The organism is Vibrio aerogenes (assembly GCF_024346755.1).
Taxonomy (GTDB): domain Bacteria; phylum Pseudomonadota; class Gammaproteobacteria; order Enterobacterales; family Vibrionaceae; genus Vibrio; species Vibrio aerogenes.
The window spans coordinates 829311-854966 of record NZ_AP024861.1 but is presented as its reverse complement, the minus strand read 5'-3'; the positions used below and the strand labels follow the sequence as shown (position 1 = coordinate 854966).

Below are 25656 nucleotides of genomic sequence, written 5' to 3'. Positions count from 1 at the left end.
ACTCTTATTTTTCCATAAAGTACCACAGATTCTGAATCACTTATTTCATTGCTCAACATGGAACTTCTCTGTCCTGCGGGAAATTTCCCCGCCCTGAAAGCAGCTATTAATTATGGCGCTGATGCTGTTTATGTCGGATTTAAAGATGACACTAATGCACGCCATTTTGCCGGCCTCAACTTTTCAGGAAAGAAAATAGAAAAAGCAGTTCAATACGTACACGATCATAAGAAAAAAATACATGTCGCTCTGAATACTTTCGCGCATCCAAATCATTTCAATCGCTGGACGAATGCCGTCGATCAGGCGGCCGATCTTGGTGTGGATACATTAATTGTGGCCGATATTGCGATTCTGGAATATGCATCTGTTCATTACCCGGACCTGGATCTCCACCTTTCCGTACAGGCATCAGCAACAAACACTGCCGCGATTGAATTCTACCGGCAGAACTTCAATATCAAACGGGTTGTGCTGCCGCGCGTGCTTTCAGTACATCAGGTTAAACAGCTTTCACAATCTTTATCTGATGTCGAGCTGGAAGTATTTGCCTTCGGCAGTCTTTGCATCATGTCTGAAGGACGATGTTACCTTTCGTCTTATATGACCGGTGAATCTCCGAATACGGTTGGCGCCTGTTCTCCTGCAAAGTTTGTCCGCTGGCAGGAAACCTCACAGGGCATGGAGTCAAGATTAAATAATATTCTGATCGATCGATACCTTCCGGGAGAAAATGCAGGTTATCCGACATTATGTAAAGGCAGGTTCATCGCCGACATAGATGAGCAACGCAAGTGCTATCACACGTTGGAAGAACCGACCAGTCTGAACACCCTATCACTGCTGCCTGACTTATTCGCTGCTAATGTTGCATCAGTCAAAATTGAAGGACGCCAACGCAGCCCTGCTTATGTGGAGCTGGTGACCAAAACCTGGCGTGCAGCCATTGATCACTATCTTCAACATCCCGAAAACTATCAGGTGAAAGAATCGTGGAACCAGGCACTTGCAGAAATATCTGAAGGGTCACAAACCACACTCGGTGCTTATCACAGAAAATGGCAGTGAAAGAGGAACAATTATGAAATATTCTCTTGGTCCGGTGCTTTATTACTGGCCGCGTCAGGATGTTGAAGCATTCTACCAATCCGCTAAGGAATCAGCGGCTGATATCATTTATCTTGGTGAAACAGTCTGTTCAAAACGACGGGAACTCAAGCCCCAACACTGGCTTGAAATTGCCAGAGAACTATCGAAATCCGGCAAAGAAATTGTGTTGTCAACTATGGCCTTACTTGAATCAAGAAGCGAGTTATCGGTCATGAAGCAATACATTGATAACGGTGAGTTCACTGTCGAAGCGAATGATGTTTCCGCTGTGCAACTGGCCAGTGAATCAGGTGTCCCGTTTACCGCTGGTCCCGCAATCAATTGCTACAATGCAAACACGATTCATTTTTTACTTAAGAAAGGGATGAAAAGATGGTGCATGCCCGTCGAACTTTCACGTGACTGGTTAAGAAACACGCTCACCCAATGCGATGAACTGAAAATACGCAATCAATTTGAAACTGAAGTATTCAGCTACGGATATCTGCCACTGGCCTACTCTGCCAGATGCTTTACTGCCCGTGCAGAAAACCGTCCCAAAGACGAGTGTAAAACCTGTTGTATTACCTATCCGACAGGTATTCAGACTCAAAGTCAGGAAGGACAGACCGTTTTTAACCTCAATGGTATTCAAACTCAATCCGGGCAGTGCTATAACCTGATCAATGATCTGGCAGGCATGACCGGTTTAGTCGATGTTGTCCGGCTAAGTCCTTTGGGCACAGAAACTCTGACGCGGCTGGATGAGTTCAAAGCCATGAGCCAGACAAACCGCACCGCCAGTCTGCATCAGGACGATCATTACTGTAATGGATACTGGCACAATATCGCCGGTTTATCCAAAGTCCTTCCTTCAGCGTAATACCCCGGCGACCGGAAATCTCTGGTTGCCGGAGTTCCATGATCACCCCTGAATCTCAAACGATGGATTCAGATTTTAAAAATTTTAACAGACTCATGAAGCTGTGATGCAACTTCTGCCAGTTTACCTGCCCGGCCGCTATTGCCTGATGCATCATCAAAGGTGTTCCGGGCCAGTTCATTTATTTGAACAACACTGGCATTAATTTCTCCGGCCACATGGGTTTGTTCTTCAGCGGCAGTAGCAATCTGACTGTTCATATCCTGTATCAAAGAGACGGCATTCTGAATTTCCTGAAGTGCCTGATTGGCCATTTCTGATTTTTTTGCTGTCGTCTGAGCATCAAGCATGTTGTCTTGCATGAGTTGAACCGAGTGCTGTGCCTCCCGTTGAAGCCTGACGATCATATCCTGAATTTCATTCGTACTTTGCTTCGTTCTGTTCGCCAGGTGACGGACTTCATCAGCCACCACAGAAAATCCCCGCCCATATTCACCAGCTCGTGCGGCTTCAATCGCAGCATTCAAAGCCAGCAAGTTCGTCTGTTCAGAAATGCTGTCAATCACTTCAAGAATGGAGCCAATACCTTGCGTCTCTTTCTCAAGTCCGGTATTAACATCAACCACTGCTTTGATTCCGGTCGCCAAATCCTGAATACTTTGATTCATTTCCCTGACCACGCTCATTCCCAGCGAAGAATGTTCACCAGACTCTCTGGCAGCACCAGAAGCCTGTAAAGCACTTCTGGCAACCTCATCAACTGTCACTGTCATTTCATTCATGGCAGTAGCTGTCTGTTCAAGCTGAACCATCTGAGATTCAGCACTGGATTTTACCGCTGAAGTCGTATCCAGCATTTGAACAGACGCGTGATTCAGTTGATCAATTGCGCCGTAAATACCTTCTATAATTGATTTCAGGTTTTTTACCATTGCCATAATTGCAGCATAGACACCGGTTTCTCTGCTGATATCAGAGACCTGAAATGTCAGATCGCCTTCAGCAACTCTTTGGATAATGGCTTCAATTTCTTTGGGCTCACCACCGATAGGCATATACATCAATCTGACGACCAGAAAATAAGTCACAATCAAAGAAAAAGTAATTGCAATAATCGTAATATAAACATCAGTCATTAAATTAGCCTCAGAGGCTGCATCAATATTATCTTTCTTATCCCAAGCCCAAACTGACCACCCTAACTTTTCAGAAATTGCATTCACTGAATAATAAGATTTTCCTTTATACTGATAAAAATGACTTGCACCATCCATATCTCTGTAACGGGAATAGGATGGCCGGATCTGAAACAAATTCTGACCAATATACTGATGTTCACTTGCAGCAACGATATATCCATCTTCTTTACTAACAAACAACTGATTATTATCGGTCAATGATTGAATAAACTTAGTGATCATATCCAGCGTAATATTCACACCTAAAACACCAACGATATTTCCATGTCTTTTTATCAATATAGATAATGACATCACGGTTTCTCCTGTAATCGCTTTAAATGGTGCCGTGATTACATACTGATCACCGTTAAGCGCCTTCTTAAACCATTCTCTTTGTTTATCTTTGGCATTAAACCCAGCAATGCGTCCACCCGGGCGGTAGGTGACCCCATCGGTTGAAGCAAAAAAAGCATTCAAAATATGAGGATTACTTTCCAGGTTATGGAGTGTCTTTCTTAGCTGCTCTTCATCAATGTGCCCACGAGAATCAATATTTATCTCATTTCCACTCAAAGTCAGCACATCAAAATATCGTTCCATACGCTGTTCAACAGCATAGGAAATCAGGTGAGCATTATTCATTAATTTTTCAGTATAGTTTTTAACTGATGCATTTTTAAAAGAAAGATAACTCATAGTAACAATAATAAACACAACCAATAAAAACAGAAAACCAATAGAAGATAATAATTTATTTTTTGCACTCATAAACTTTCCTCATGCACTTGCATCATTTTAATCATATGAGCATTAGACAAAGGATAATAAGTAATCTTTCTTCATTCTCAATAAAATAATTCACCATCTCACACTAATCACATCAAAATGGAATACATCATCCATATAATCAAACGAGTATCTGATACATTTCATTAGTTAACAGTTTTTATATTTAACTTAAAATAACTGGTAAAACAAAAAATATAAAAATCACAAAAAATACACAAATCATATTCAGCTAATTTAAAGGTCAATTACCGAAACGAATAAATCAGATCTTTGACCAATATTCCAAAAATAATTACAGTTAATACGATATTTGACAAAGGAAAAGCCAACCATACACCATTAATATTCAGGAACAGAGGTAATAAAAATAAAAATGGAATCTGGATAAACAGGTTTCCAAGAGAGAATAACATTGCCTTCCTCCCCTGATTCACAGACTGATAGAAAACAATCGTCACAACAAGGATACCATCCAGACATAAAGCAAAAAGGTGCATCCTGATTCCGTGAACAGCATGTTGCGCTAACTGATAATCCTCATCATTAAAAAGTGAAATAATACTTTGAGGATAAAGGTTCAACACCGTGGTTAACAAAATCCCGAAGGTAACGGCCAAAATCAGAGCGAGATATAAAAGCTTTCGAACAAGATGTGGTGATTTGGCTCCATAATAAAAGCTGGCTAAAGGCTGCATGCCATGCGCAATACCTTCACAGACCAGATAGTAAAAAGTAACGATATATCCCAGAATGGTATAAGCCCCCAATACTTCAGTGCCACCATACCGGGCAAACTGACTATTATGAAGCGCAACCATGACTGCCCAGTATATGTAGGTGAACAGGCTAGATATACCTATAGTTATAATCTGATAACTATCTGACCAACGAAACGAAAAATCAGACCATGTTAAGCGCAACTTTGCATGTGATGAATAAAAATAACGAATACTACATACAGTCACTGCAACCTGAGAAATGGCCGTGGCCATCGCCGCACCAGCTAAAGATAAATTGAAAAGAACAATAAAAATATAATCAAAACATATATTAAGTATTGCTCCCAAAATCATAAGTACTGTTGCAACACCAGGGCTGTCATCATTTCGGATAAGAAAAGGAAGTGCAATGCCCGCAAGAGAAAACACAGAAGTCATCATGACAACAGACATATACTGATGTGCCTGATTTAATACCTCAGGATCGTCTGATTGCCACTTGAGCACTGGTGTAATCGATATAAGAATAAGCAGGGAAAGAAAAGCTGCCAGAATCATCAGAAGTATAAAACCGGTTAAGATCGTCTGACGAGCCGAGAATATGTCATTCTGTCCCTTGTATACAGAAGTGATGGCACCCGTACCAACCCCGACCAGTAAGCCGACACCAGTCATAAATCCGACAACCGGCCAGGCAATATTAATAGCGGCCAGCCCTGCGGCTCCAAGGTACTGGCCAACAAAAATTGCATCGACAATCTGATATAAGCCGCTAATCAACATCGCGGCTACAGTAGGAATTGTGTAGCGAAAATACTGAGTATAAACTGAAGACACAGTCAAACTCCGTATCAGCGAAGCTTTAATTTACTTATCTTGCTTCAAAATCAAATAGATATTCTCCAGTTCAAGAAAAGCATAACGATGCTCGACATATTCATACACATTAAACGAAATCGCTAATTTGTATAAAGACACCGCATCTGCATATTTTCCCTGTAGCTGATAACGTTTTCCCAGATAGAAATAAGCTTCTGTCAACCGGCGGGCAAGCACTGTATTATCTTTTGTTCCTGCGAGAATTTGTTTAAACACTTCTTTATCAGGTGTATTCTCCAGCACCATTGAAACCAACAGCCATCCCCACTGCTTTTCAGTACGATGCTCATAAGTTTCAGACAGTGTTTTTTTTGCATCTGCCGGTGCCAGTTCACTCTCAATAAAGTAGCGCCATAATGCATTAAAAGGATCATTAACCTCGACCTGATCCATTTGATCAACCACTTCAAGTGCCAGATGTGGGCGCTGACCATAATATAAAGCCACCGCCTGATTTCTCAGTGCATAAAGATTATCCGGTTCCATCTCCAGCGTTGAATCAAACGCATCATAAGCGGAATCGTATTGACCAATCTCCGTATAATAAACACCAAGAATATTAAATACATCGGGTTGAGCCGGGTTCATCTGTAAAGATTGTTCGAAATCGATTCGGGCCAGATTTCTCAGGCCCACCGCGTCATAAGCATTGCCCCTTTCATAAAAGAGCTTTGCCCGGACTTCATCTGATAACTTCTCCCGCTGCAATAACTGGCTTAGCCGGACAATTTTTACCTCTTGCTGAATAGTGGGCTGTAATGGTCTTGCCATTGGCGGGTAGTACCACTGAACCTGCTTTGAATCAATGCTTGCGCATCCACTGGTCATTAACAGACTAAAACCAGCTAACAGTGCGAGAAACCACTTCACAAAATCTTCTCCTGTAGAGATCTAAAAAAGGGAGCATATAAGCTCCCTTTATAACATCATGCTTTCAAATAAAAAAGCTCGTCATTTCTTATGGTGTCACTTTATTCTTCATTTGAAGCAGGTTTCTGCTCAGTATCACCTTCTGCCTTTGGTGCTTCAGTTTTTTCAACAGCTTCTTTCATACTCAAACGAATACGGTTTTGTCTGTCAATCTCAAGCACTTTAACCTGAACATCCTGACCTTCTTTCAGGTAATCGGTGACCTTCTCAACACGTTGCTCAGCAATTTGAGAAATATGTACCAGGCCTTCCTTAGCACCCAGAACTGCAACAAATGCACCGAAGTCAACGATACGGGTAACACGACCTGTGTAAATCTTGCCCACTTCAACTTCAGCAGTCAGCTCTTCAATCCGGCGAATTGCTTCTTTGGCCGCTGTCCCTTCAGTGGCAGCGATTTTAATCGTACCATCATCTTCAATTTCAATGGTTGTTCCGGTCTCTTCCGTTAATGCACGGATAACAGCACCACCTTTACCAATCACATCCTTGATCTTATCTGAACTGATTTTCATGGTGTGAATACGGGGAGCGAATTCAGAAATATCATCTCTGGCAGAGTCAATCGCCTGATCCATCACTGATAAAATATGCAGGCGGGCACCTTTAGCCTGGTTTAGTGCGATCTGCATGATCTCTTTTGTGATACCTTCGATTTTGATATCCATTTGCAGTGCAGTCACACCCGCTGAAGTACCTGCGACTTTAAAGTCCATATCACCCAAATGATCTTCATCACCAAGAATATCTGAGAGAACAACAAAGTCTTCACCTTCTTTCACAAGCCCCATTGCAATACCGGCAACAGAAGCTTTAATCGGCACGCCTGCGTCCATAAGTGCCAGAGAAGAACCACACACTGAAGCCATAGAAGATGAACCGTTGGATTCTGTAATTTCAGAAACAACACGAACTGTATACGGGAATTCTTCAGCAGTTGGCATCACCGCCTGAATACCACGCTTAGCAAGACGGCCATGACCAATTTCACGACGCTTTGGTGAACCAACAAAGCCGGTTTCACCCACACAGTATGGCGGGAAATTATAATGCAAAAGGAAATGCTCTTTTCTTTCTCCGGTCAATTCATCAATGATTTGTGCATCTCTCTGAGTACCCAGTGTTGCTGTTACAACAGCCTGAGTTTCACCCCGGGTAAAGAGTGCAGACCCGTGTACGCGAGGTAATACACCAGTGCGGACATCCAACGCACGAACCATATCTTTTTCACGGCCATCAATTCTTGGTGCTCCGGAAATAATACGGCTGCGGACAACATTCTTCTCAAGAGATCCAAGCATATTGCGGATATCGTTTTCATCCAGCTCATCATCACGTTGCAACAAAACTTCAACAACGTCATTTTTAATCTGACCAACCTGCTCATAACGCGCCAGTTTTTCGGTCACCTGATACGCTTCAACCAGACGACTTTCTGCCAGTTCTGCAACTGCTGATTTAAGATCAGTATCAACTTCAGGTGCGTTCCATTCCCATGCAGGTGTTGCCACTTCAGCTGCAAATTCGTTAATAGCACGGATAACAACCTGCTGTTGCTCGTGACCGAAAACAACTGCAGACAACATTTCTTCTTCTGTCAGAATATCGGCTTCAGATTCAACCATTAATACCGCATTTTCTGTACCAGCAACAACCAGATCCAAACGTGACTCATTCAACTCAGTCATACTTGGGTTAAGAACTAATTGTCCGTTAATATGTCCAACACGGGCTGCAGCAATCGGACCGCTGAAAGGAATACCAGAAATGGCCAAAGCAGCAGAAGTACCGATCATACTTGGGATATCTGGTTGAACATCAGGATTCACAGCCATGACTGTCGCAATCACCTGAACTTCATTCTTAAAACCATCAGGAAACAGAGGGCGAATTGGTCGGTCAATCAAACGCGCTGTCAGTGTTTCACCTTCAGAAGGGCGACCTTCACGTTTAAAGAAACCTCCGGGAATTTTACCTGCTGCATAGGTTCTTTCCTGATAATTGACGGTCAGTGGAAAGAAATCCTGCCCCTCGACAGCTTCTTTTTTTCCAACAACAGAAACAAAAACTGAAGTATCGTCCATAGTGACCATGACTGCGGCAGTTGCCTGGCGGGCAATCACACCTGTCTCAAGAGTCACTGTGTGATTTCCATACTGGAAAGTTTTTACAATTGGTTTTTCAAACATTCGAATTCCTTAGCCCTGGGATTTTCCCAGATTATATCTGTTAATACTCAAAGCATTACAAATCGCGACTAGTCAAAAAAGACTTATTCCCTGAGTCTGTTTTGAATAGCCGCGACCTGTTGGCCGACTTCGGTGACTGCAATACTCTGAGCTTGTCATTTTAAAGCTATTCTGGCAGCTTTAATGCCCGGTAGTATAAACTACTCATGTAGAATTTTGTTAAATTCAGACATAAAAAAAGGGGCTTAAGCCCCTTTTTTTACAAACATATCTTAGCGACGCAAACCAAGACGCTTGATCAGGTCATGGTAACGCTCAAGATCTTTACTTTTCAGGTAATCTAAAAGCTTACGACGACGAGAAACCATGCGCAGAAGACCACGGCGGCTATGGTGATCGCCTTTGTGCTCTTTAAAGTGACCTTGAAGGTGGTTAATAGAAGCACTTAACAGTGCAACCTGAACTTCTGGTGAACCAGTATCACCTTCACCACGCGCGTATTCAGCAACGATTGCTGCTTTAGTTTCAGCATTCAGAGACATATATTTCTCCTGAGAGTTTAGATTTTAAGATGTGTCAGCCAATCTCTGACTCAGCCAACACGGGAAGCCGGGATTATAGAGAAAATAAAAGGAACAGGCAATAAAAGAATTCCTGCCCCTTTTATAAGTGAATATGTGTCTTACGAACGGAAAACGACTAATCGTTTGGGTGCGATATTACCATCATCATTTAGCTCACCAATGCCAATGAAGATTCTTTCATCACCAACTGTCAGCCGAAGTTGAGTATTATCCGGAGCTCCCAGAACCTGAACAGCCTGCCCCTTCAGAACCATTTCTGCTAATTCGGGAATCAGATTCACTTCAGGAAGTGACTGTACCGCAGTATCAACAGGCAAAAGTAATGGATCAAGTCTGTTTTTAGGCGGTTCTTCTTTCACCTGAGCAGACTCAAGCAAAGACTCCAGTTCCTCAAGCGTAATCATTTTCTCCGCAGGATACTGTGCAACAGCAGTCCGGCGTAATTGAATCACATGCGCACCACATCCAAGCATCTCACCTAGGTCATCAACAATCGTACGAATATAAGTTCCTTTTGAACAATGAATTTCCATTTCTATTTCATCTTTCTCAAAACGAATTAAATTCGCTTCATAGACAGTGATTTTCCTTGATTCGCGTGGAACGTCAATTCCTTCTCTTGCATATTCATAAAGTGGTTTCCCCTGATACTTTAATGCAGAAAACATCGAGGGAATCTGATCCGTTTCTCCCCTGAAGCGTTCAATCGATTGCTCCAGTTGTTGTTGCGTCACCGCAACCGGACGCTGTTGAATGATCTCACCATCCGAGTCGGACGTATTGGTTCTGATACCCAACTTAGCCACAACACGATAACGTTTATCTGAATCAAGAAGAAACTGAGAAAACTTGGTTGCTTCACCTAAACATATCGGCAACATACCAGTGGCAAGAGGGTCCAAAGCACCGGTATGACCTGCCTTTTCAGCAAAATAGATACGCTTTACTTTCTGCAACGCATCATTTGAAGAAATGCCTTCCGGTTTATCCAGAAGCAAAACACCATCAACCGGGCGACCTCTACGACGACGAGCCATTATTCATCATCTCCCTGAGACTGTTCTTTTTTACGCATATCGTCACTCACAGCCTGGGTCACCAAGTTCGACATACGCATCCCTTCGACAAGCGTATCATCATAAACAAACCGGACCTCTGGTGTCAGACGTAACCGAATTTTTTTCCCAAGCATCATTCGTACATGGGCTTCATGCTCTTTCAAAGCTTTCAGGCAACTTTCCGGCGTTTGTTCACCAGTACATAAAAAAGTTACGTAAACCTTAGCAACAGCTAAATCCCGGGAGACTTTCACTTCAGAGATTGTCACCATTCCCAATCGGGAATCTCTGACATCTCTTTGTAAAATCATCGCTAATTCTTTTTGCAGCTGCTGAGAAACGCGCTGCGTACGACTAAAATCTTTTGACATTTTCTTCTCTTACATACAGAAAGAATGGGGGGATGGAAAACCAGCCCCCCATGGTGTATTCAACAACCACTACTGTCTTGCAGTCATGACGTTCAATTAATCATCAATTGAACGTTTAACTTCAACAGTTTCAAATACTTCAATCTGGTCACCAACGCGTACATCATTGTAGTTTTTCACGCCGATCCCACATTCATATCCGCTCTTCACTTCCTGGACATCATCTTTAAAACGACGTAAAGACTCAAGCTCACCTTCAAAAATAACCACATTTTCACGTAACACGCGAATTGGATTATTTCTCTTGATCAACCCTTCAGTCACCATACATCCGGCAATTGCACCAAGTTTTGGTGAGCGGAATACATCACGAACTTCAGCCAGACCAATGATTTCCTGTTTAAATTCAGGCGCAAGCATACCACTCATCGCTTGCTTCACTTCATCAATCAATTGGTAGATGATCGAGTAATAACGCAAATCAAGGTTCTCAGCTTCAATTGTTCTCCGGGCAGACGCATCGGCACGAACATTAAAGCCTAAAACAATTGCTTCTGAGGCAGCAGCCAACGTTGCATCAGTTTCGGTAATACCACCGACACCTGAACCCACGATATTAATTTTCACTTCATCAGTCGACAGTTTCAGAAGTGCATCGCTGATCGCTTCAACTGAACCCTGAACGTCGGCTTTCAGTACAATATTCAACTCAGCAACTTCACCGGCAGCCATGTTCGAGAACATATTTTCCAGCTTCGCTTTTTGCTGACGGGCCAGTTTCACTTCACGGAATTTACCCTGACGATAATTGGCAACTTCACGTGCTTTTCGCTCGTCACGCACAACAGTCGCTTCATCACCAGCTGCCGGAACACCGGAGAGACCTAATACCTCAACCGGGATTGATGGACCAGCCTGAAGTACTTCATTACCAATTTCGTCACGCATGGCTCTGACCCGGCCATACTCCTGACCACAAAGTAAAATATCACCTTTATGTAAAGTACCAGCCTGAACCAGAATCGTTGCAACCGGACCACGGCCTTTATCAAGACGCGATTCAACAACAACACCAGAGCCCATGCCATCTTCAACAGCTTTTAGTTCAAGCACCTCAGCCTGAAGAAGAATCGCTTCCAAAAGGGCATCGATATTTGTACCTTGCTTCGCAGAAATATGAACAAACATATTATCACCACCCCATTCCTCAGGGATAATGTCATACTGTGCCAGCTCATTCTTCACGTTATCAGGATTCGCTTCTTCTTTATCAATTTTGTTAACCGCAACAATCAAAGGGACATTAGCAGCTTTTGAGTGCTGAATCGCTTCAATTGTTTGTGGCATAACGCCATCATCTGCAGCAACAACAAGTACAACAATATCAGTGGCCTGAGCACCACGAGCACGCATCGCCGTAAAAGCAGCGTGTCCAGGTGTATCAAGGAAAGTGATCATGCCGTTATCAGTTTCTACATGATAAGCACCGATATGCTGAGTAATCCCGCCAGCTTCGCCAGATGCAACATGAGCACGACGAATATAATCCAGTGTTGACGTTTTACCATGATCCACGTGGCCCATGATTGTCACAACCGGAGCTCTGGAAACGGCTTCAGCATCATTATCACGATCAGAAAGAACTGCTTCTTCCAGTTCATTTTCTTTTCGTAAAATAACCTTATGGCCCATTTCCTCAGCAACCAATTGGGCAGTCTCTTGATCAATCACCTGATTAATAGTTGCCATTGCCCCCATCTTCATCATGACCTTAATGACTTCTGTTGCTTTCACTGACATTTTCTGAGCTAACTCAGACAGAACGATTGTTTCACCAATAACAACATCCTGCTTCGCCACCGTTGCATTTTTATCAAAACCTTGCTGCATAGATGAAGGCTTTGATATCTTGCCTTTGCGTTTTGCTCTGTTACCACGTGGACGATTATTGCTCTTATCCTGGTTTTGCTCATCAGAAGCTTTCTTTTTAGCCTTGGAACGACGACGTCCTTCTTCACGGCGGTCTGCTTCATCTTCGGCTTCCTGGGCGTAGCGCGAAGTCGTTACATGGTAATCTGTATATTCTTCTTCCATATCACCTTTATTCTCTTCTGCAGCAGACCAACGCTCTTGATTTTTTTCAGCCAATTGACGAGCTTCTTCAAGCTGACGCTGACTGTCTTCCTCAGCTTTACGCTTCAACTCTTCTTCCTGACGACGCTTCAGTGCTTCGGCTTCTTTTCGCGCTGCCTCTTGCTTCAATTTATCTTCATCAGAAAGCTCTGCTTTCTGCTTACTATTACTATGTTCACGCTTCACTTTATCTTCAGCTGAACGTTTTACTTTCTCTTCAGCTTCACGTTTCGCTTTTTCTTCCGCTTCACGTTTTGCTTTCTCTTCAGCTTCGCGCTTCGCTTTCTCTTCTGCCTCACGCTTCACTTTTTCTTCAGCTTCACGTTTCGCTTTTTCTTCAGCTTCACGATTCGCTTTTTCCTCAGCTTCTAACCTTGCTTTCTCTTCAGCTTCAGCTTCACGCTTTTCTTCTTCGATGGCGCTGCGTTTAACATACGTACGTTTTTTACGCACTTCCACCTGAACATTCTTACTCTTACCACCACCGGCATTCACGCTTAATGTGCTACGAGTTTTTCTCTGTAGTGTTAAACGCGTCGGTTCATTTTTCGGTGACGCATCTCCATGCTCCTTTCGAAGAAAAGTCAGAAGTTGTTGCTTCTCATCTTCCGTCACATGATCTGAACTTGTTTTGGCCATGCCTGCGTCAGCAAGTTGCTCTAATAAGCGGTCAATAGGTGTACCAATTTCTTCACTCAGTGCTTTGACTGTAAGTTGTGTCATGCCGCTTCCTCCCCTTGCTGAAATTACGCGTCTTCGCCAAACCAACAGATATTACGTGCAGCCATAATTAACTCTCCGGCCCGCTCTTCTGTTAGTCCTTCTATATTTTCAAGATCATCAATCCCTTGTTCTGCCAGATCTTCAAGTGTCACGACACCCTTGGCTGCCAGTTTAAATGCCAGCTCACGTTCTAAACCTTCCAGACTTAAAAGATCTTCTGCCGGCTCTGTTCCATCAAAAGATTCTTCCTGAGCCAATGCGATTGTGGTTAGTGAATCTTTCGCCCGGGCTCTCAGTTCTTCAACTAAATCTTCATCCAGTCCGTCGATTTCAAGTAACTCATTTACCGGCACGTAAGCAATTTCTTCTAACGTAGAAAAACCTTCTTCAACAAGTAACTCGGCAAAGTCCTCTTCGATATCAAGATATTTAACGAACATCTCAATGGATTCTGAAGATTCTTCCTGATGCTTTTTCTGTAGTTCTTCTACAGTCATAACGTTCAGTTCCCAGCCAGTTAACTGAGAAGCCAAACGAACATTTTGTCCGCTACGGCCAATTGCCTGAGCCAAATTTTCAGCTTCAACAGCAATATCCATCGCATGCGCATCTTCATCGACAATAATAGACGCCACATCTGCCGGAGCCATTGCATTAATGACAAACTGCGCTGGGTTATCATCCCATAAAACGATATCAATACGCTCGCCACCTAACTCACCGGATACAGCTTGCACACGGGCACCGCGCATACCGACACAAGCACCAACGGGATCAATTCGTTTATCATTGGTTTTTACAGCTATTTTTGCTCTTGAACCCGGATCTCTTGATGCGCCTTTCAATTCGATTAGCTCTTCCCCTATTTCAGGGACTTCAACCCGAAATAGTTCAGCCAACATTTCAGGCTTGGAGCGCGTTATAAATAGCTGGAAACCCCGCGCTTCAGGTCTTACTGCAAATAGTAGCCCTCTGACACGATCTCCCGGACGGAAATTTTCTCTGGGTAGCTGGTCTTCCCGAAGGATAACGGCTTCGGCATTATTTCCCAAATCCAAAATGATCGAATCTCTGCTCACTTTTTTGACAACACCAGTGACTAATTCACCTTCATTATCAATAAACTGTTCCACGACTTGTGCCCGCTCAGCTTCACGAACTTTTTGTACAATCACCTGCTTAGCAGTCTGAGTCGTAATTCTGTCAAAAGTGACAGACTCTATCTGCTCTTCCATGAAGTCGCCTAACTCGATAGAATCATTATCATAACTGGCAGCTTCAAATGAAATCTCTTTTGTTGGACTTTGAACATCTTCGACAACTAACCAGCGACGAAATGTTTCAAATTCTCCGGACTTGCGATCAATGGCAACCCGAACATCAATATCAATCTCATATTTCTTTTTGGTCGAAGTTGCTAATGCAATCTCGAGTGCTTCAAATATACGCTCACGAGGTACAGCCTTCTCATTTGAAACAGCTTCAACGACCGCTAAAATTTCTTTACTCATTATTTCCAGCCTCTTTAAGACTTAAAATTTGGGAATCAGATTAGCTTTTGAAATATTGCTAAGTGCAAATTGTTCATTATGCCCATCAATCGTAATTACAATGGTTTCTCCATCAACAGAGTGGATAATACCTTTCCATTTACGGCGATTCTCAACTGCCATTTTCAAAACGATATTAACTTCATGACCAATAAATTGTTCGTAGTGTCCGGCATTAAATAATGGTCTGTCTACGCCCGGAGAAGAAACTTCAAGGTTATAAGCCACTGAAATAGGATCTTCAACATCAAGTACCGCGCTTACCTGACGACTCACCTCTGCACAATCATCGACAGTAATGCCGTTTTCATGATCAATATAAATACGAAGCGTTGAGTGCGCTCCTGCACGAATAAACTCCAATCCTACCAGCTCATAACCCGATGCAATGACTGGTGCTTGAAGCAACTCAGTCAATTGTCTTTCTAAACCAGTCATTCAAACAACTCCAGAAACAAAAAAAGGGCTTTCAGCCCAATTTCAATTCCAAACATCATCTAACTTTTTGATTTAAGTACACATGATAAAACATACATTAAATCAAAAATTCAGATATTAAAAAACCCCGAAAGCCGGGGTTTCTAATATGCTGGACCCTAATGTTGGATATGAACCCAACAAGAGCACTACAAAAGCAAGTACTCTCAAACCTGCAACCAACATTATTATATAATTACTGGTTGCGGGGGCCGGATTTGAACCGACGACCTTCGGGTTATGAGCCCGACGAGCTACCAAGCTGCTCCACCCCGCGTCCGACTAAGACAGCATTATACGCTTGACTTTATCTTTTACAAGTTTGTAAACAATGGTGCCGAGAGAGGGACTCGAACCCTCACACCATAGGCGCTAGCACCTCATGCTAGTGTGTCTACCAATTTCACCATCTCGGCAAATTAATCTTTAATTATTGTGGAATTTCTTCGCTGTTATCTGATTTATCAGAACTAGCAGGAATTTCACTTATATCGTCAGCTTTAGGAGAATCCTGAGTGACTTCACTTGATTCACCAGATGTAGGATTTACCCACTGAGATTTTGCCTTATGAGTCGACAAATTCCCAAGAATCAGACTAACGACTAAAAATACAACAGCAAAAAAAGCAGTCATTCGGGTCAAAAAGTTACCAGAGCCACCGGACCCAAATACTGTATTTGAGGCACCAGCACCGAATGAGGCTCCCATATCTGCGCCTTTACCTTGTTGAATCAACACTAAGCCAATAATAGCAACTGCTGCCAGCAGGTAAATCACAAGTAGAGCAGAAAACATATCATCCACCTATGTTTTAAATTGTTGAGCCAGCAAAACCCGCATCTTAACTGAATTAAATAAAGCCAGCGACTCCCCTCTGGAAGTGGACGCAATACTAACGGAAGGATTTACAACTGGCAAGAGATGATGACACTTTTTTTTGGTTCCCCGGCCTAAACGGCTAAAAAATACACGCCATCGAATCAATTTGAGCAGGGGAACAAATAGAACTCATCCCCCCTGTCGGTATACACAATACTATGAAAAACAATTTTGTATACTATCCACGATGCGTTGAGCCGATGATTCAACTAACACCTCGTCTTCCCCTTCAACCATGACCCGAAGTAAAGGTTCCGTACCCGATTTTCTCAGTAATACTCTGCCTTTTTCACCTAATTCTTTTTCTACCAATGAGACAATGTATTTTACATCAGATGAATCAAGCGGATTCTTATCACCATGAAAGGAAATATTTTTGAGTACCTGTGGGAATAGTTTCATTCCTCCGGATAGTTCATGTAAAGACATATGGCTATCAACAAGTGCTGCTAATACCTGAAGAGACGCAACAATCGCATCTCCTGTTGTGACTTTATCTAGCAGGATGACATGCCCGGAATTTTCAGCACCTATTTTCCAGTCATTCTCCAATAACTTATCCATAACATAGCGATCGCCAACTGCAGCCCGGATAAAAGGTACCCCTAAGTCCTTTAAACCCAGTTCCATTCCCAAATTGGACATAAGCGTACCAACAACACCACCCTGCAGCTGACCTTTTTTCTTCAGATCACGAGCAATTATATAGGCAACCTGATCACCGTCAACTTTGCAGCCAAATTCATCAACCATGATAATTCTGTCACCGTCGCCATCAAAAGCTAACCCAAGATGAGCTTTTTCTTTGACTACGCGCTCCTGAAGCTGTCTGATATCCGTAGCTCCAACTTTATCATTAATATTTAGTCCATTAGGCTCAACACCAATAGCAATAACTTCCGCACCCAGCTCCTGGAAAACATTCGGTGCAATGTGATAGGTCGCTCCATGTGCACAGTCAACAACAATTTTCAACCCGGTCAAACTATATTCAGAGGGAAAAGTGCTCTTACAAAACTCAATATATCTTCCTGCTGCGTCATTTAAACGTGCGGCTTTTCCCAGCTGGGCCGAAGGTACACATTCGAGATTTTTACTCAATTCCTGTTCGATTTCTAATTCAATGCTGTCAGGAAGTTTTTTTCCCTCTGAAGAGAAAAATTTAATACCATTATCATCATAAGGATTGTGAGAAGCAGAGATAACAATACCGGCTTCCGCTCTGAATGTCCGGGTTAAATATGCTACCGCTGGTGTTGGCATTGGACCAGTAAAAGTCGCTTGCAATCCGGCAGCAGCCAGCCCGGCTTCCAAAGCAGATTCAAGCATATAACCAGATATTCTCGTATCTTTACCAATAATAACTTTCTTACTTCCCTGTTTTGCAAGAACCCGCCCTGCAGCCCATCCTAATTTCATTACAAAATCAGGTGTAACAGGGAACTGTCCAACTTTTCCCCGGACACCATCTGTTCCAAAATATTGTCGTTGTTCGGACATAAAAAACCTTTGCTTATTATTGATTACATTTAATCATTTGAATTATTTTCATTGCTTCAACAGTCTGCTCGACATCATGTACCCTCACGATATGGGCACCTTTAAGAATAGCTAATGAAGCTCCAACAACACTGGAAATGGTACATGCTTCAGGTGCTTTATTCAGATATTTATAAAACATAGACTTCCTGGACAGACCAGCTAAAAGCGGATACCCAAGTTCGTGGAACTTTTCAAAGTTTGCCAACAAATGATAGTTATGCTCTAAAGATTTACCGAAACCAAATCCAGGATCTAAAATAATGTTCTCTTGCCTGATCCCTTTCTGAAGACAAACTTCAATCCGTTCCCGCAGAAATATACACACTTCATCAAAAATATTGTCATAGCTTGTGTTTGACTGCATATTTTTAGGGTTACCTCTCATATGCATCAAACAGACTGGAATATTTGCGTCTGCAGCTATATCGATAGCTCCAGGCTCTTGCAGGGCCCTGACATCATTAATAAGGTCTGCACCAGCCTCTACAGCCTGTTTCATCACTCCGGCTTTGCTGGTATCAACAGAAACACAAATTTTATATTTAGCCTTAAGCGCCTTCACAACCGGCACAACCCGGCTCAGTTCTTCCTCTAAAGAAACATCAGCTGCTCCTGGACGAGTAGACTCACCTCCGACATCAATAATAGAAGCACCAGCCCTAATCATTGATTCTGCATGCGCCATCGCTTTTTCTGTCGAGTCATAATATTTACCGCCATCAGAAAAAGAATCGGGTGTTGTATTTAGAATCCCCATGACATGTGGATATGACAAATCTAACATTCCACTTGATGTTTGAATTTTCATTCAGCTTTCCATAACGACAAAAGCCCCGGAATCATCCGGGGCTTTACTAATAAAATTGATTATTCGTCTCGTGAAGAGTGACTATCTGACTCATGTTCATCAGATGAAGAATCAGGCTCAGATTCTTGCTCTTCAGACGATTGTGACTTCTCAGCAGATTTATTCTTATCCTGAGAAATTTGATCTTGCTCTACCCAACCGGCAGGCTCACGGATATCGTCTTTACGCTCCATCAAATCATCAATCTGACCGGCATCTATAGTTTCATATTTCATCAATGCATCTTTCATTGAATGCATAATATCCATATTTTCAACCAGTATTGCTTTCGCTCGTTCGTAATTTCTGTCAATAATTTTACGAATCTCGTCATCAATCAACTTTGCTGTATCGTCAGACATGTGCTTGGTTTTGGTGACACTTCTGCCAAGGAAAACTTCACCTTCTTCCTCAGTGTAGAGTAAAGGACCTAACTTCTCTGAAAATCCCCATTGTGTCACCATTTTGCGGGCAATATCAGTTGCTCGTTCAATATCGTTAGATGCACCTGTAGATACTTTATCAACACCGTAAATCAACTCTTCAGCGAGACGTCCACCATAAAGGCTCGAAATCATAGACTCCAGATGCTGACGCGACATACTAATACGATCCTGTTCAGGAAGATACATCGTCACACCTAAGGCCCGCCCACGGGGAATGATCGATACTTTGTAAACGGGATCATGTTCAGGAACTAAACGACCGACAATAGCATGACCAGCTTCATGATAGGCTGTTGACTCTTTAGTTTCTTCAGACATAACCATGGAGCGGCGTTCTGCACCCATCATAATTTTGTCTTTTGCCAGCTCAAATTCGACCATTGAAACATTTCGTTTATTTCCCCGGGCTGCAAACAAAGCAGCTTCATTGACTAAATTAGCCAAATCTGCACCAGAGAAGCCTGGCGTTCCCCTGGCAATCAGAGAAGCATCAACATCTCCGGCAACCGGTACTTTTCTCATATGGACTTTAAGAATCTGCTCCCGGCCCCGAACATCAGGAAGTCCAACAACAACTTGTCTGTCAAAACGTCCCGGACGCAACAGCGCAGGATCGAGCACATCAGGACGGTTCGTTGCAGCAATAACAATGATTCCCTCATGCCCTTCAAAACCATCCATTTCAACCAGCATCTGGTTCAGGGTTTGCTCACGTTCATCATGACCACCACCAACACCAGCACCACGCTGACGACCTACAGCATCAATCTCATCAATAAAGATAATACAGGGTGAAGCTTTCTTCGCCTGTTCGAACATATCACGAACACGGGAGGCCCCGACACCGACAAACATTTCAACGAAGTCCGAACCTGAGATAGTAAAGAAAGGTACCTTTGCTTCGCCAGCAATCGCTTTAGCCAGAAGTGTCTTACCTGTACCCGGAGGTCCAACCATCAAAACACCCGTCGGAATTTTACCCCCAAGTTTTTGAAAGCGACTCGGATCACGCAAGTAATCAACTAATTCTTTGACATCTTCTTTTGCTTCATCGCAACCAGCAACATCACTAAATGTCGTCTTGATTTGCTCTTCAGTCATCATCCGGGCTTTACTTTTCCCAAACGACATTGCGCCTTTACCACCACCACCTTGCATTTGTCTCATAAAGAAGATCCAAACGCCGATAAGCAAAATCATCGGGAACCACGAAATAAAAATAGTTCCTAATAAACTCTGTTCTTCAGGCGGTGTTCCCTGTACTTTCACGTTTTGGTTAATCAAGTCATCGAGCAGTTTCTGATCATAAACAGGCATGTAAGTAACATAACGCGCACTACTTCCACGGCGGGTAAAAGTAATTTCACTATCTTTAAATTGCGCTTCCTGAATCTGACCTTGTCCGACTTCTTTCACAAAAGTTGTGTAATCAATCGCTCTGCCACTATTGTCTCCGGGTCCGAAACTTTGGAATACAGACATTAAAACAACAGCGATAACAAGCCATAATATTAAATTTTTTGCCATATCACTCAAGGTGTAAGCCTCGCGATAACTAGTTGTAATTAAAAGGTAGGGTACTACAGATTCTAGCACGTAGCTACAATGTCAACTACGACTTCCCCTGTTAAAATAGTTAACCTTTGTAACCAGTGGCTACAAGATAAACTTCCCGGGAACGAGCCCTCGATGAGTCGGGTTTTCTGACTTTTACTGTCCGGAATAAACTACGGACTTCTTTGACATACTGATCAAAGCCTTCCCCCTGAAATACTTTCACGATAAAACTACCATTAGCAGAGAGTACTTGTCGACACATATCTAAGGCAAGCTCAACTAAATACATTGCTCTTGGCTGGTCGACAGAAAGGTTACCGGCCATATTCGGAGCCATGTCAGACAAAACAACATCAACGAGAGCAGGCCCGATTTTATCCAATAGCGCATTCAACACAGCATCTTCACGAAAATCTCCCTGTAAAAATGCAACGCCAGCAATTGAGTCCATCGGCAGAATATCACAAGCAATCACCTGACCAGTTTCACCGACCAAACCCGCAGCATACTGAGACCATCCACCTGGAGCTGCGCCTAAATCAACAATGGTCATCCCAGATTGAATCAAATTATCCTTACTTTGTATCTCATCTAACTTGAAGATAGCACGGGAACGATAACCTTTCTTCTTTGCATCATTCACATATTTATCATTAAAATGTTCTTTTAACCACCGGCCAGAACTTGCCGAATGCTTTTTTTTACTCATTTTCTTACCAAACTAATTTTGTTCTATTATAAGAAACTATGGGAGAACATGTAGTCTTCTGCCATAGATGGCGCTAAAATAGTGCTTTTCAACCCTAAAATGTAATTATTTGGCCGTAAAAATGAATTTAAGTACTAAACAGAAACAATATCTTAAAGGCCTTGCACATCATTTAAAACCCGTTGTTTTAATGGGTGCGAATGGACTGACAGAAGCCGTGCTTGCAGAAATTGATCTTGCTTTGAACCACCATGAACTTATCAAAGTAAAAATTGCTTCTGAAGACAGAGAAACGAAGAAATTAATTATCGACGCGATCGTCCGGGAAACAAAAGCAGAACAAGTCCAGACCATAGGCAAAGTATTAGTACTTTATCGGGTTTCTGAGGAACGAAAGATTGAATTACCCAGAAAATAATAAAAGCCGCTTTGCGGCTTTTATCGATTCTATACACTGGGAATTACACCGGCATAGCGCCAGAAATCAGATGTAGTCAACACAATCGACTTCAAAAACTTTCTCTCCACCAGGCGTCGTGATGACGACTTCATCACCTTCCATTTTACCGATTAACCCCCGGGCAATCGGAGAACTGACAGATATCCTTCCAGCTTTAATATCCGCTTCATCATCACCAACAATCTGGTAACGTTTCTCTTCTTCTGTATCAACATCAACCAAACTTACTGTTGATCCAAAAATAATCTTACCAGTATTGTCAAGCTTGGTAACATCGATAATCTGAGCCACTGATAGTTTATATTCAATATCTCGAATTTGAGCTTCACAGATACCCTGCTCTTCTCGGGCTGCATGATATTCAGCATTTTCTTTAAGATCACCCAGCTCTCGAGCTTCGGCAATTGCTTGTGAAATTTTCGGCCTTAACTTCAGGAGTCTGTCAAGCTCTTCTCGCAGCAGCGCTTCGCCGCGAGCTGTCATTGGGACTTTTTCCATTCTTTACCTCGAAACCAAAGTAATCTTTGAACAAAATAAAACCACCCAACTGAATTAAAGTGGTCGGGTAGTTAAAACAAAATTGATTTTACAAGTGTAAACAAACTTGGAGACTAAATCACTTAAATTCAAGTCCAGGCAATAAATCTTTCCTGTAAGTATATTCACACACACTTATATGTAATTTTTTTTTGATCTCTGCCACACAGAAACTCAACAACATCCATTCAAAAGTCGTAAAAAAAAATAAAAACATACCATTTCCACCTCCTAAAAAAACAGCGCAACAAAAACAAAAAAAACCTTTAAAATCATGATATTGATATTTTTTTACATTAAATAAAACATCGTTCTATCATTAGATTTACAACATTTTACTAACCAATTTAGACGGTTTGCATGTAAAACTAAGTTACGCAATACGATAAAAGTTCAATATTTTTTAGGATTTTGAGAAGTGACTTCAATGGCTCAGTTTCACAGGATCCAATATTGGGCTTTATTTTTGTATATAAGTGATGAACGAGGGTTGCTCTGAAATGCACAGGCTTTATCTCAGTCAACTTTTTTGTTCCTCAACGTTTATGGACAGTAAAATTAGGATTAACAAGATGAAAAGAACTCTGATTGCTCTTGCGGTTGCAGGTGCTGCAGTGGCAACTGGTGTGAACGCTGGTGAACTATACAACCAAGACGGCACTACTTTATCCCTGGGTGGCCGTGCTGAAGCTCGCATGTCTATCAAAGACGGTGATGTTTCTGACGTAAGCCGTGTACGTGTGAATGTTTCAGGCAAACAGGAAATCAGTGATGACCTGTATGGCGTTGGTTTCTACGAAGCTCAGTACACAACAAATGACTTGGATGCTAACGGTAATTCAAATAGCGAGAGCTCATCTATCGAACATCGTTATGCCTATGCTGGTCTGGGCGGTAACTTCGGTGAAATTACTTACGGTAAAAATGATGCAGCTTTAGGTGTGATTACTGATTTCACTGATATCATGGATTATCATGGCGCAAAAGCATCTAAAAAACTTGAGTCAGCTGATCGTATCGATAACCTACTATCTTATAAGGGTGACTTTAACGATCTTTCCGTAAAGGCAGCTTATCGCTTTGCGGATCGTACAATATCAACTGATGGTAATGATTATGATGACAATGATGCAGATGCATTTTCTCTGTCTGGAATCTACACAGTTGCTGATACTGGCTTAGCTATTGGTTTGGGTTATGCAGACCAAAACGACCTAGCAAATCAATGGATGTTGACAGCTTCATACACTTGGAATGACTTGTATGTTTCTGCATTATACTCTGCTGCTGATCTTGACGACACAGATAATGATTATGATGGCTTTGAATTAGCAGCATCTTATACAATGGACAAAACTGTTTTTTATGTAACTTACAACAAAGGTGAGTTAGATGATGGACATGTCGCATTCTTTGATGCTGATGACTTAGCTGTTGAAGTTGCTTACTTCTTCAAACCTAACTTCCGTGGCTATGTATCATATGACTTCAACATGCTGGACGATGATGAAGTTGGTGATGCAGCAGCTGAAGACGAAGCAGTACTGGGTCTTCGTTACGACTTCTAATCTGGTCTGACCTGATTATTATATTTTTTAAACGTCTGCCTCGTGCAGACGTTTTTTCATCTGGTTATACTAACAGGGCCTTATAATTTTTATTCAGATATCCTTATGCCCCAGATGATTCGGCTGTTCTTCATTTTTATCTTCGGATCTTTTCAGACCGTTCTCGCTCACGCTGCTAACTATAATGCTGCGTCCATTTTACCACCAACCTCCCGTGCTTCATTGATTGTTGAGTCTTTGAACAATACAAATCGTGCTATTGACATCCGCAGTAATACATTTTCCCCCCCAGCAAGTACGATGAAGTTACTTACAGCTCTTGCAGCAAAACTGGAATTAGGTGATCAATTTCGTTTCAGGACAAACCTGCTTCAATCTCAAGATGATTTTATTCTTCGGTTTTCCGGGGATCCTCAGCTGATGACAGCAGATTTAAAACAGTTACTGCACAACCTAAAAGTGCAAGGCATCAATACTATAAAAGGTAACCTCTGGCTGGATAACTCCTTATTTTCTGGTTATGAACGTGCTATTGGGTGGCCGTGGGACATTCTCGGCGTATGCTATAGTGCTCCTTCAAGTGTCATTACATTAGATAAAAACTGTGTCCCCGGCTCAATCTACACTCTGCCAAATGGGAAAACCCGGGTTTATATTCCGGAACAATATCCGATACACATATCAACTCAGGCCAGAGCGGTTTCATCACAAGAACAAAGGCAACAATTGTGCGATTTGGAACTCCATGCAGATCAGGAAAATCACTATCAGCTTTCTGGTTGTATCAGGGAAAGAACAAAGCCGTTACCGTTAAAATTTGCACTACAAAATACTGATTTATATACAAAAAGAACCGTTTACAAAATACTTAGTCAACTGAATATTCGTATTCAGGGTGAGGTTCGATTAGGGAAACCGATATCTCCCCGGACCTCATGGCGTAAAATTGCATATCATGACTCAAAACCTTTATCTGAGCTCATCAGGGTTATGTTAAGAAAATCGGATAACTTAATTGCGAATAACCTGACTAAAATGCTGGGACATCAATTTTTTTTGCAACCCGGTAGTTTTGCAAACGGGACTGAAGCTATCAAGCAAATCCTGCTATCCAAAGCACAGTTAGATATCCAGAATGCACAGTTAGTTGATGGCTCTGGTTTATCAAGAAATAACCGCTTAACAGCAAATCAAATGGCATCTGTACTCCGCTATATATGGCAGCATGATAAAGAATTACACCTCATATCATCCTTGCCCGTTGCCGGAAAAAATGGAACACTGAAATACAGAAGAAGTATGCAGCTTTCCAGTATTAAAGGGCACCTTGCAGCAAAAAGTGGCTCAATATACGGTAGCTATAATATGGCAGGTTACGGGTTAAATGCTCAAGGCAATCCAACCGTTTTATTTGTTCAGTTTGTTTCAGACTATTTCCCTGAAATGAATCAGGACCAAGATAAGAAAGATCACTCTCTGGAAAATTTTGAAAAACAATTTTATAACGATGTGATCCAGAAAAGCCAAATTGTCAGCAGTAAGCACTAGGCAAAAC

General features: G+C 42.2%; 21 protein-coding genes and 2 tRNA genes. 5 read left to right on the top strand and 18 right to left on the bottom strand.

All coding sequences use genetic code 11. The features are described 5' to 3' along the window. Nucleotides 1-57: 57 nt before the first annotated feature. On the top strand, nt 58-1068 hold the full coding sequence (ubiU, locus tag OCV29_RS04010) for a ubiquinone anaerobic biosynthesis protein UbiU (protein WP_073603302.1): 1011 nt from the start codon (nt 58-60) through the stop codon (nt 1066-1068). Nucleotides 1069-1081: 13 nt separating this feature from the next. Next, the gene (locus OCV29_RS04005; RefSeq protein ID WP_073603303.1) at nt 1082-1972 is read left to right on the top strand and encodes a U32 family peptidase; all 891 of its coding nucleotides are present in this window, start codon (nt 1082-1084) and stop codon (nt 1970-1972) included. A gap of 68 nt (nt 1973-2040) precedes the next feature. On the opposite strand, the gene OCV29_RS04000 is transcribed toward OCV29_RS04005, so the two are convergent. From OCV29_RS04000 to rlmE, 17 genes are all read right to left on the bottom strand, one after another. Continuing rightward, nucleotides 2041-3921, bottom strand: coding sequence for a methyl-accepting chemotaxis protein (locus tag OCV29_RS04000; RefSeq protein ID WP_073603304.1), 1881 nt, complete (start codon nt 3919-3921; stop codon nt 2041-2043). Between the two features lie 266 nt (nt 3922-4187). Further along, nucleotides 4188-5498 (bottom strand): MATE family efflux transporter, encoded by a 1311-nt coding sequence (locus OCV29_RS03995; RefSeq protein ID WP_139281555.1) that lies wholly within the window; start codon nt 5496-5498, stop codon nt 4188-4190. Between the two features lie 30 nt (nt 5499-5528). Next, entirely contained in the window at nt 5529-6410 is an 882-nt protein-coding gene (gene nlpI / locus OCV29_RS03990) for a lipoprotein NlpI (RefSeq protein WP_073603306.1), read from the bottom strand. 101 nt (nt 6411-6511) lie between these two features. Then, entirely contained in the window at nt 6512-8659 is a 2148-nt protein-coding gene (gene pnp, locus OCV29_RS03985; protein ID WP_073603307.1) for a polyribonucleotide nucleotidyltransferase, read from the bottom strand. Nucleotides 8660-8931: 272 nt separating this feature from the next. Beyond that, nucleotides 8932-9201, bottom strand: coding sequence for a 30S ribosomal protein S15 (rpsO, locus tag OCV29_RS03980; protein WP_073603308.1), 270 nt, complete (start codon nt 9199-9201; stop codon nt 8932-8934). 140 nt (nt 9202-9341) lie between these two features. Further along, nucleotides 9342-10280 (bottom strand): tRNA pseudouridine(55) synthase TruB, encoded by a 939-nt coding sequence (gene truB, locus OCV29_RS03975; protein ID WP_073603309.1) that lies wholly within the window; start codon nt 10278-10280, stop codon nt 9342-9344. Continuing rightward, the gene (gene rbfA, locus OCV29_RS03970; RefSeq protein WP_073603310.1) at nt 10280-10672 is read right to left on the bottom strand and encodes a 30S ribosome-binding factor RbfA; all 393 of its coding nucleotides are present in this window, start codon (nt 10670-10672) and stop codon (nt 10280-10282) included. The genes truB and rbfA overlap by 1 nt, the downstream gene beginning before the upstream one ends. A 96-nt stretch (nt 10673-10768) precedes the next feature. Continuing rightward, entirely contained in the window at nt 10769-13528 is a 2760-nt protein-coding gene (infB, locus tag OCV29_RS03965; protein WP_073603311.1) for a translation initiation factor IF-2, read from the bottom strand. Nucleotides 13529-13551: 23 nt separating this feature from the next. Next, nucleotides 13552-15039, bottom strand: a complete 1488-nt coding sequence (gene nusA, locus OCV29_RS03960) for a transcription termination factor NusA (protein WP_073603312.1) — start codon at nt 15037-15039, stop codon at nt 13552-13554. Nucleotides 15040-15060: 21 nt separating this feature from the next. Continuing rightward, nucleotides 15061-15516 carry a ribosome maturation factor RimP gene (rimP, locus tag OCV29_RS03955; RefSeq protein ID WP_073603313.1) on the bottom strand — a complete coding sequence of 152 codons (456 nt, stop codon included), beginning with the start codon at nt 15514-15516 and terminating at the stop codon, nt 15061-15063. Nucleotides 15517-15755: 239 nt separating this feature from the next. Continuing rightward, nucleotides 15756-15832 (bottom strand) — tRNA-Met (locus tag OCV29_RS03950). A gap of 55 nt (nt 15833-15887) precedes the next feature. After that, a tRNA-Leu gene (locus OCV29_RS03945) sits at nt 15888-15971 on the bottom strand. A gap of 14 nt (nt 15972-15985) precedes the next feature. Then, entirely contained in the window at nt 15986-16351 is a 366-nt protein-coding gene (secG, locus tag OCV29_RS03940; RefSeq protein WP_073603314.1) for a preprotein translocase subunit SecG, read from the bottom strand. A 240-nt stretch (nt 16352-16591) separates the two neighbouring features. Then, entirely contained in the window at nt 16592-17935 is a 1344-nt protein-coding gene (gene glmM, locus OCV29_RS03935) for a phosphoglucosamine mutase (protein WP_073603315.1), read from the bottom strand. Nucleotides 17936-17951: 16 nt separating this feature from the next. Then, nucleotides 17952-18785: a dihydropteroate synthase gene (gene folP / locus OCV29_RS03930; protein WP_073603316.1), complete on the bottom strand. Its 834-nt coding sequence runs from the start codon at nt 18783-18785 to the stop codon at nt 17952-17954. A gap of 59 nt (nt 18786-18844) precedes the next feature. After that, on the bottom strand, nt 18845-20797 hold the full coding sequence (ftsH, locus tag OCV29_RS03925) for an ATP-dependent zinc metalloprotease FtsH (protein WP_245796801.1): 1953 nt from the start codon (nt 20795-20797) through the stop codon (nt 18845-18847). Between the two features lie 109 nt (nt 20798-20906). After that, nucleotides 20907-21536, bottom strand: a complete 630-nt coding sequence (gene rlmE, locus OCV29_RS03920) for a 23S rRNA (uridine(2552)-2'-O)-methyltransferase RlmE (RefSeq protein WP_073603318.1) — start codon at nt 21534-21536, stop codon at nt 20907-20909. Between the two features lie 121 nt (nt 21537-21657). Here rlmE and yhbY point away from each other — a divergent pair, with 121 nt between their 5' ends. After that, complete coding sequence (yhbY, locus tag OCV29_RS03915) at nt 21658-21954, top strand: ribosome assembly RNA-binding protein YhbY (RefSeq protein ID WP_073603319.1); 297 nt, start codon at nt 21658-21660, stop codon at nt 21952-21954. A gap of 66 nt (nt 21955-22020) precedes the next feature. Here yhbY and greA read toward each other — a convergent pair whose 3' ends face one another. Further along, nucleotides 22021-22494, bottom strand: coding sequence for a transcription elongation factor GreA (gene greA, locus OCV29_RS03910; protein WP_073603320.1), 474 nt, complete (start codon nt 22492-22494; stop codon nt 22021-22023). 611 nt (nt 22495-23105) lie between these two features. Here greA and OCV29_RS03905 point away from each other — a divergent pair. Continuing rightward, a complete protein-coding gene (locus OCV29_RS03905; protein ID WP_073603321.1) occupies nt 23106-24101 on the top strand; it encodes a porin in 996 nt (331 codons plus the stop codon). A 105-nt stretch (nt 24102-24206) separates the two neighbouring features. After that, a complete protein-coding gene (dacB, locus tag OCV29_RS03900) occupies nt 24207-25649 on the top strand; it encodes a serine-type D-Ala-D-Ala carboxypeptidase (protein ID WP_084193289.1) in 1443 nt (480 codons plus the stop codon). The last annotated feature ends 7 nt before the right edge of the window (nt 25650-25656 follow it).

Excerpts from the sequence above, each read along its gene's own strand:
- ubiU (WP_073603302.1), top strand. The coding sequence starts at position 58 with ATGGAACTTCTCTGTCCTGCGGGAAATTTCCCCGCCCTGAAAGCAGCT.
- OCV29_RS04005 (WP_073603303.1), top strand. The coding sequence starts at position 1,082 with ATGAAATATTCTCTTGGTCCGGTGCTTTATTACTGGCCGCGTCAGGAT.
- OCV29_RS04000 (WP_073603304.1), bottom strand. The coding sequence starts at position 3,921 with ATGAGTGCAAAAAATAAATTATTATCTTCTATTGGTTTTCTGTTTTTA.
- pnp (WP_073603307.1), bottom strand. The coding sequence starts at position 8,659 with ATGTTTGAAAAACCAATTGTAAAAACTTTCCAGTATGGAAATCACACA.
- rpsO (WP_073603308.1), bottom strand. The coding sequence starts at position 9,201 with ATGTCTCTGAATGCTGAAACTAAAGCAGCAATCGTTGCTGAATACGCG.
- truB (WP_073603309.1), bottom strand. The coding sequence starts at position 10,280 with ATGGCTCGTCGTCGTAGAGGTCGCCCGGTTGATGGTGTTTTGCTTCTG.
- rbfA (WP_073603310.1), bottom strand. The coding sequence starts at position 10,672 with ATGTCAAAAGATTTTAGTCGTACGCAGCGCGTTTCTCAGCAGCTGCAA.
- infB (WP_073603311.1), bottom strand. The coding sequence starts at position 13,528 with ATGACACAACTTACAGTCAAAGCACTGAGTGAAGAAATTGGTACACCT.
- nusA (WP_073603312.1), bottom strand. The coding sequence starts at position 15,039 with ATGAGTAAAGAAATTTTAGCGGTCGTTGAAGCTGTTTCAAATGAGAAG.
- rimP (WP_073603313.1), bottom strand. The coding sequence starts at position 15,516 with ATGACTGGTTTAGAAAGACAATTGACTGAGTTGCTTCAAGCACCAGTC.
- secG (WP_073603314.1), bottom strand. The coding sequence starts at position 16,351 with ATGTTTTCTGCTCTACTTGTGATTTACCTGCTGGCAGCAGTTGCTATT.
- glmM (WP_073603315.1), bottom strand. The coding sequence starts at position 17,935 with ATGTCCGAACAACGACAATATTTTGGAACAGATGGTGTCCGGGGAAAA.
- folP (WP_073603316.1), bottom strand. The coding sequence starts at position 18,785 with ATGAAAATTCAAACATCAAGTGGAATGTTAGATTTGTCATATCCACAT.
- ftsH (WP_245796801.1), bottom strand. The coding sequence starts at position 20,797 with ATGGCAAAAAATTTAATATTATGGCTTGTTATCGCTGTTGTTTTAATG.
- rlmE (WP_073603318.1), bottom strand. The coding sequence starts at position 21,536 with ATGAGTAAAAAAAAGCATTCGGCAAGTTCTGGCCGGTGGTTAAAAGAA.
- yhbY (WP_073603319.1), top strand. The coding sequence starts at position 21,658 with ATGAATTTAAGTACTAAACAGAAACAATATCTTAAAGGCCTTGCACAT.
- greA (WP_073603320.1), bottom strand. The coding sequence starts at position 22,494 with ATGGAAAAAGTCCCAATGACAGCTCGCGGCGAAGCGCTGCTGCGAGAA.
- OCV29_RS03905 (WP_073603321.1), top strand. The coding sequence starts at position 23,106 with ATGAAAAGAACTCTGATTGCTCTTGCGGTTGCAGGTGCTGCAGTGGCA.
- dacB (WP_084193289.1), top strand. The coding sequence starts at position 24,207 with ATGCCCCAGATGATTCGGCTGTTCTTCATTTTTATCTTCGGATCTTTT.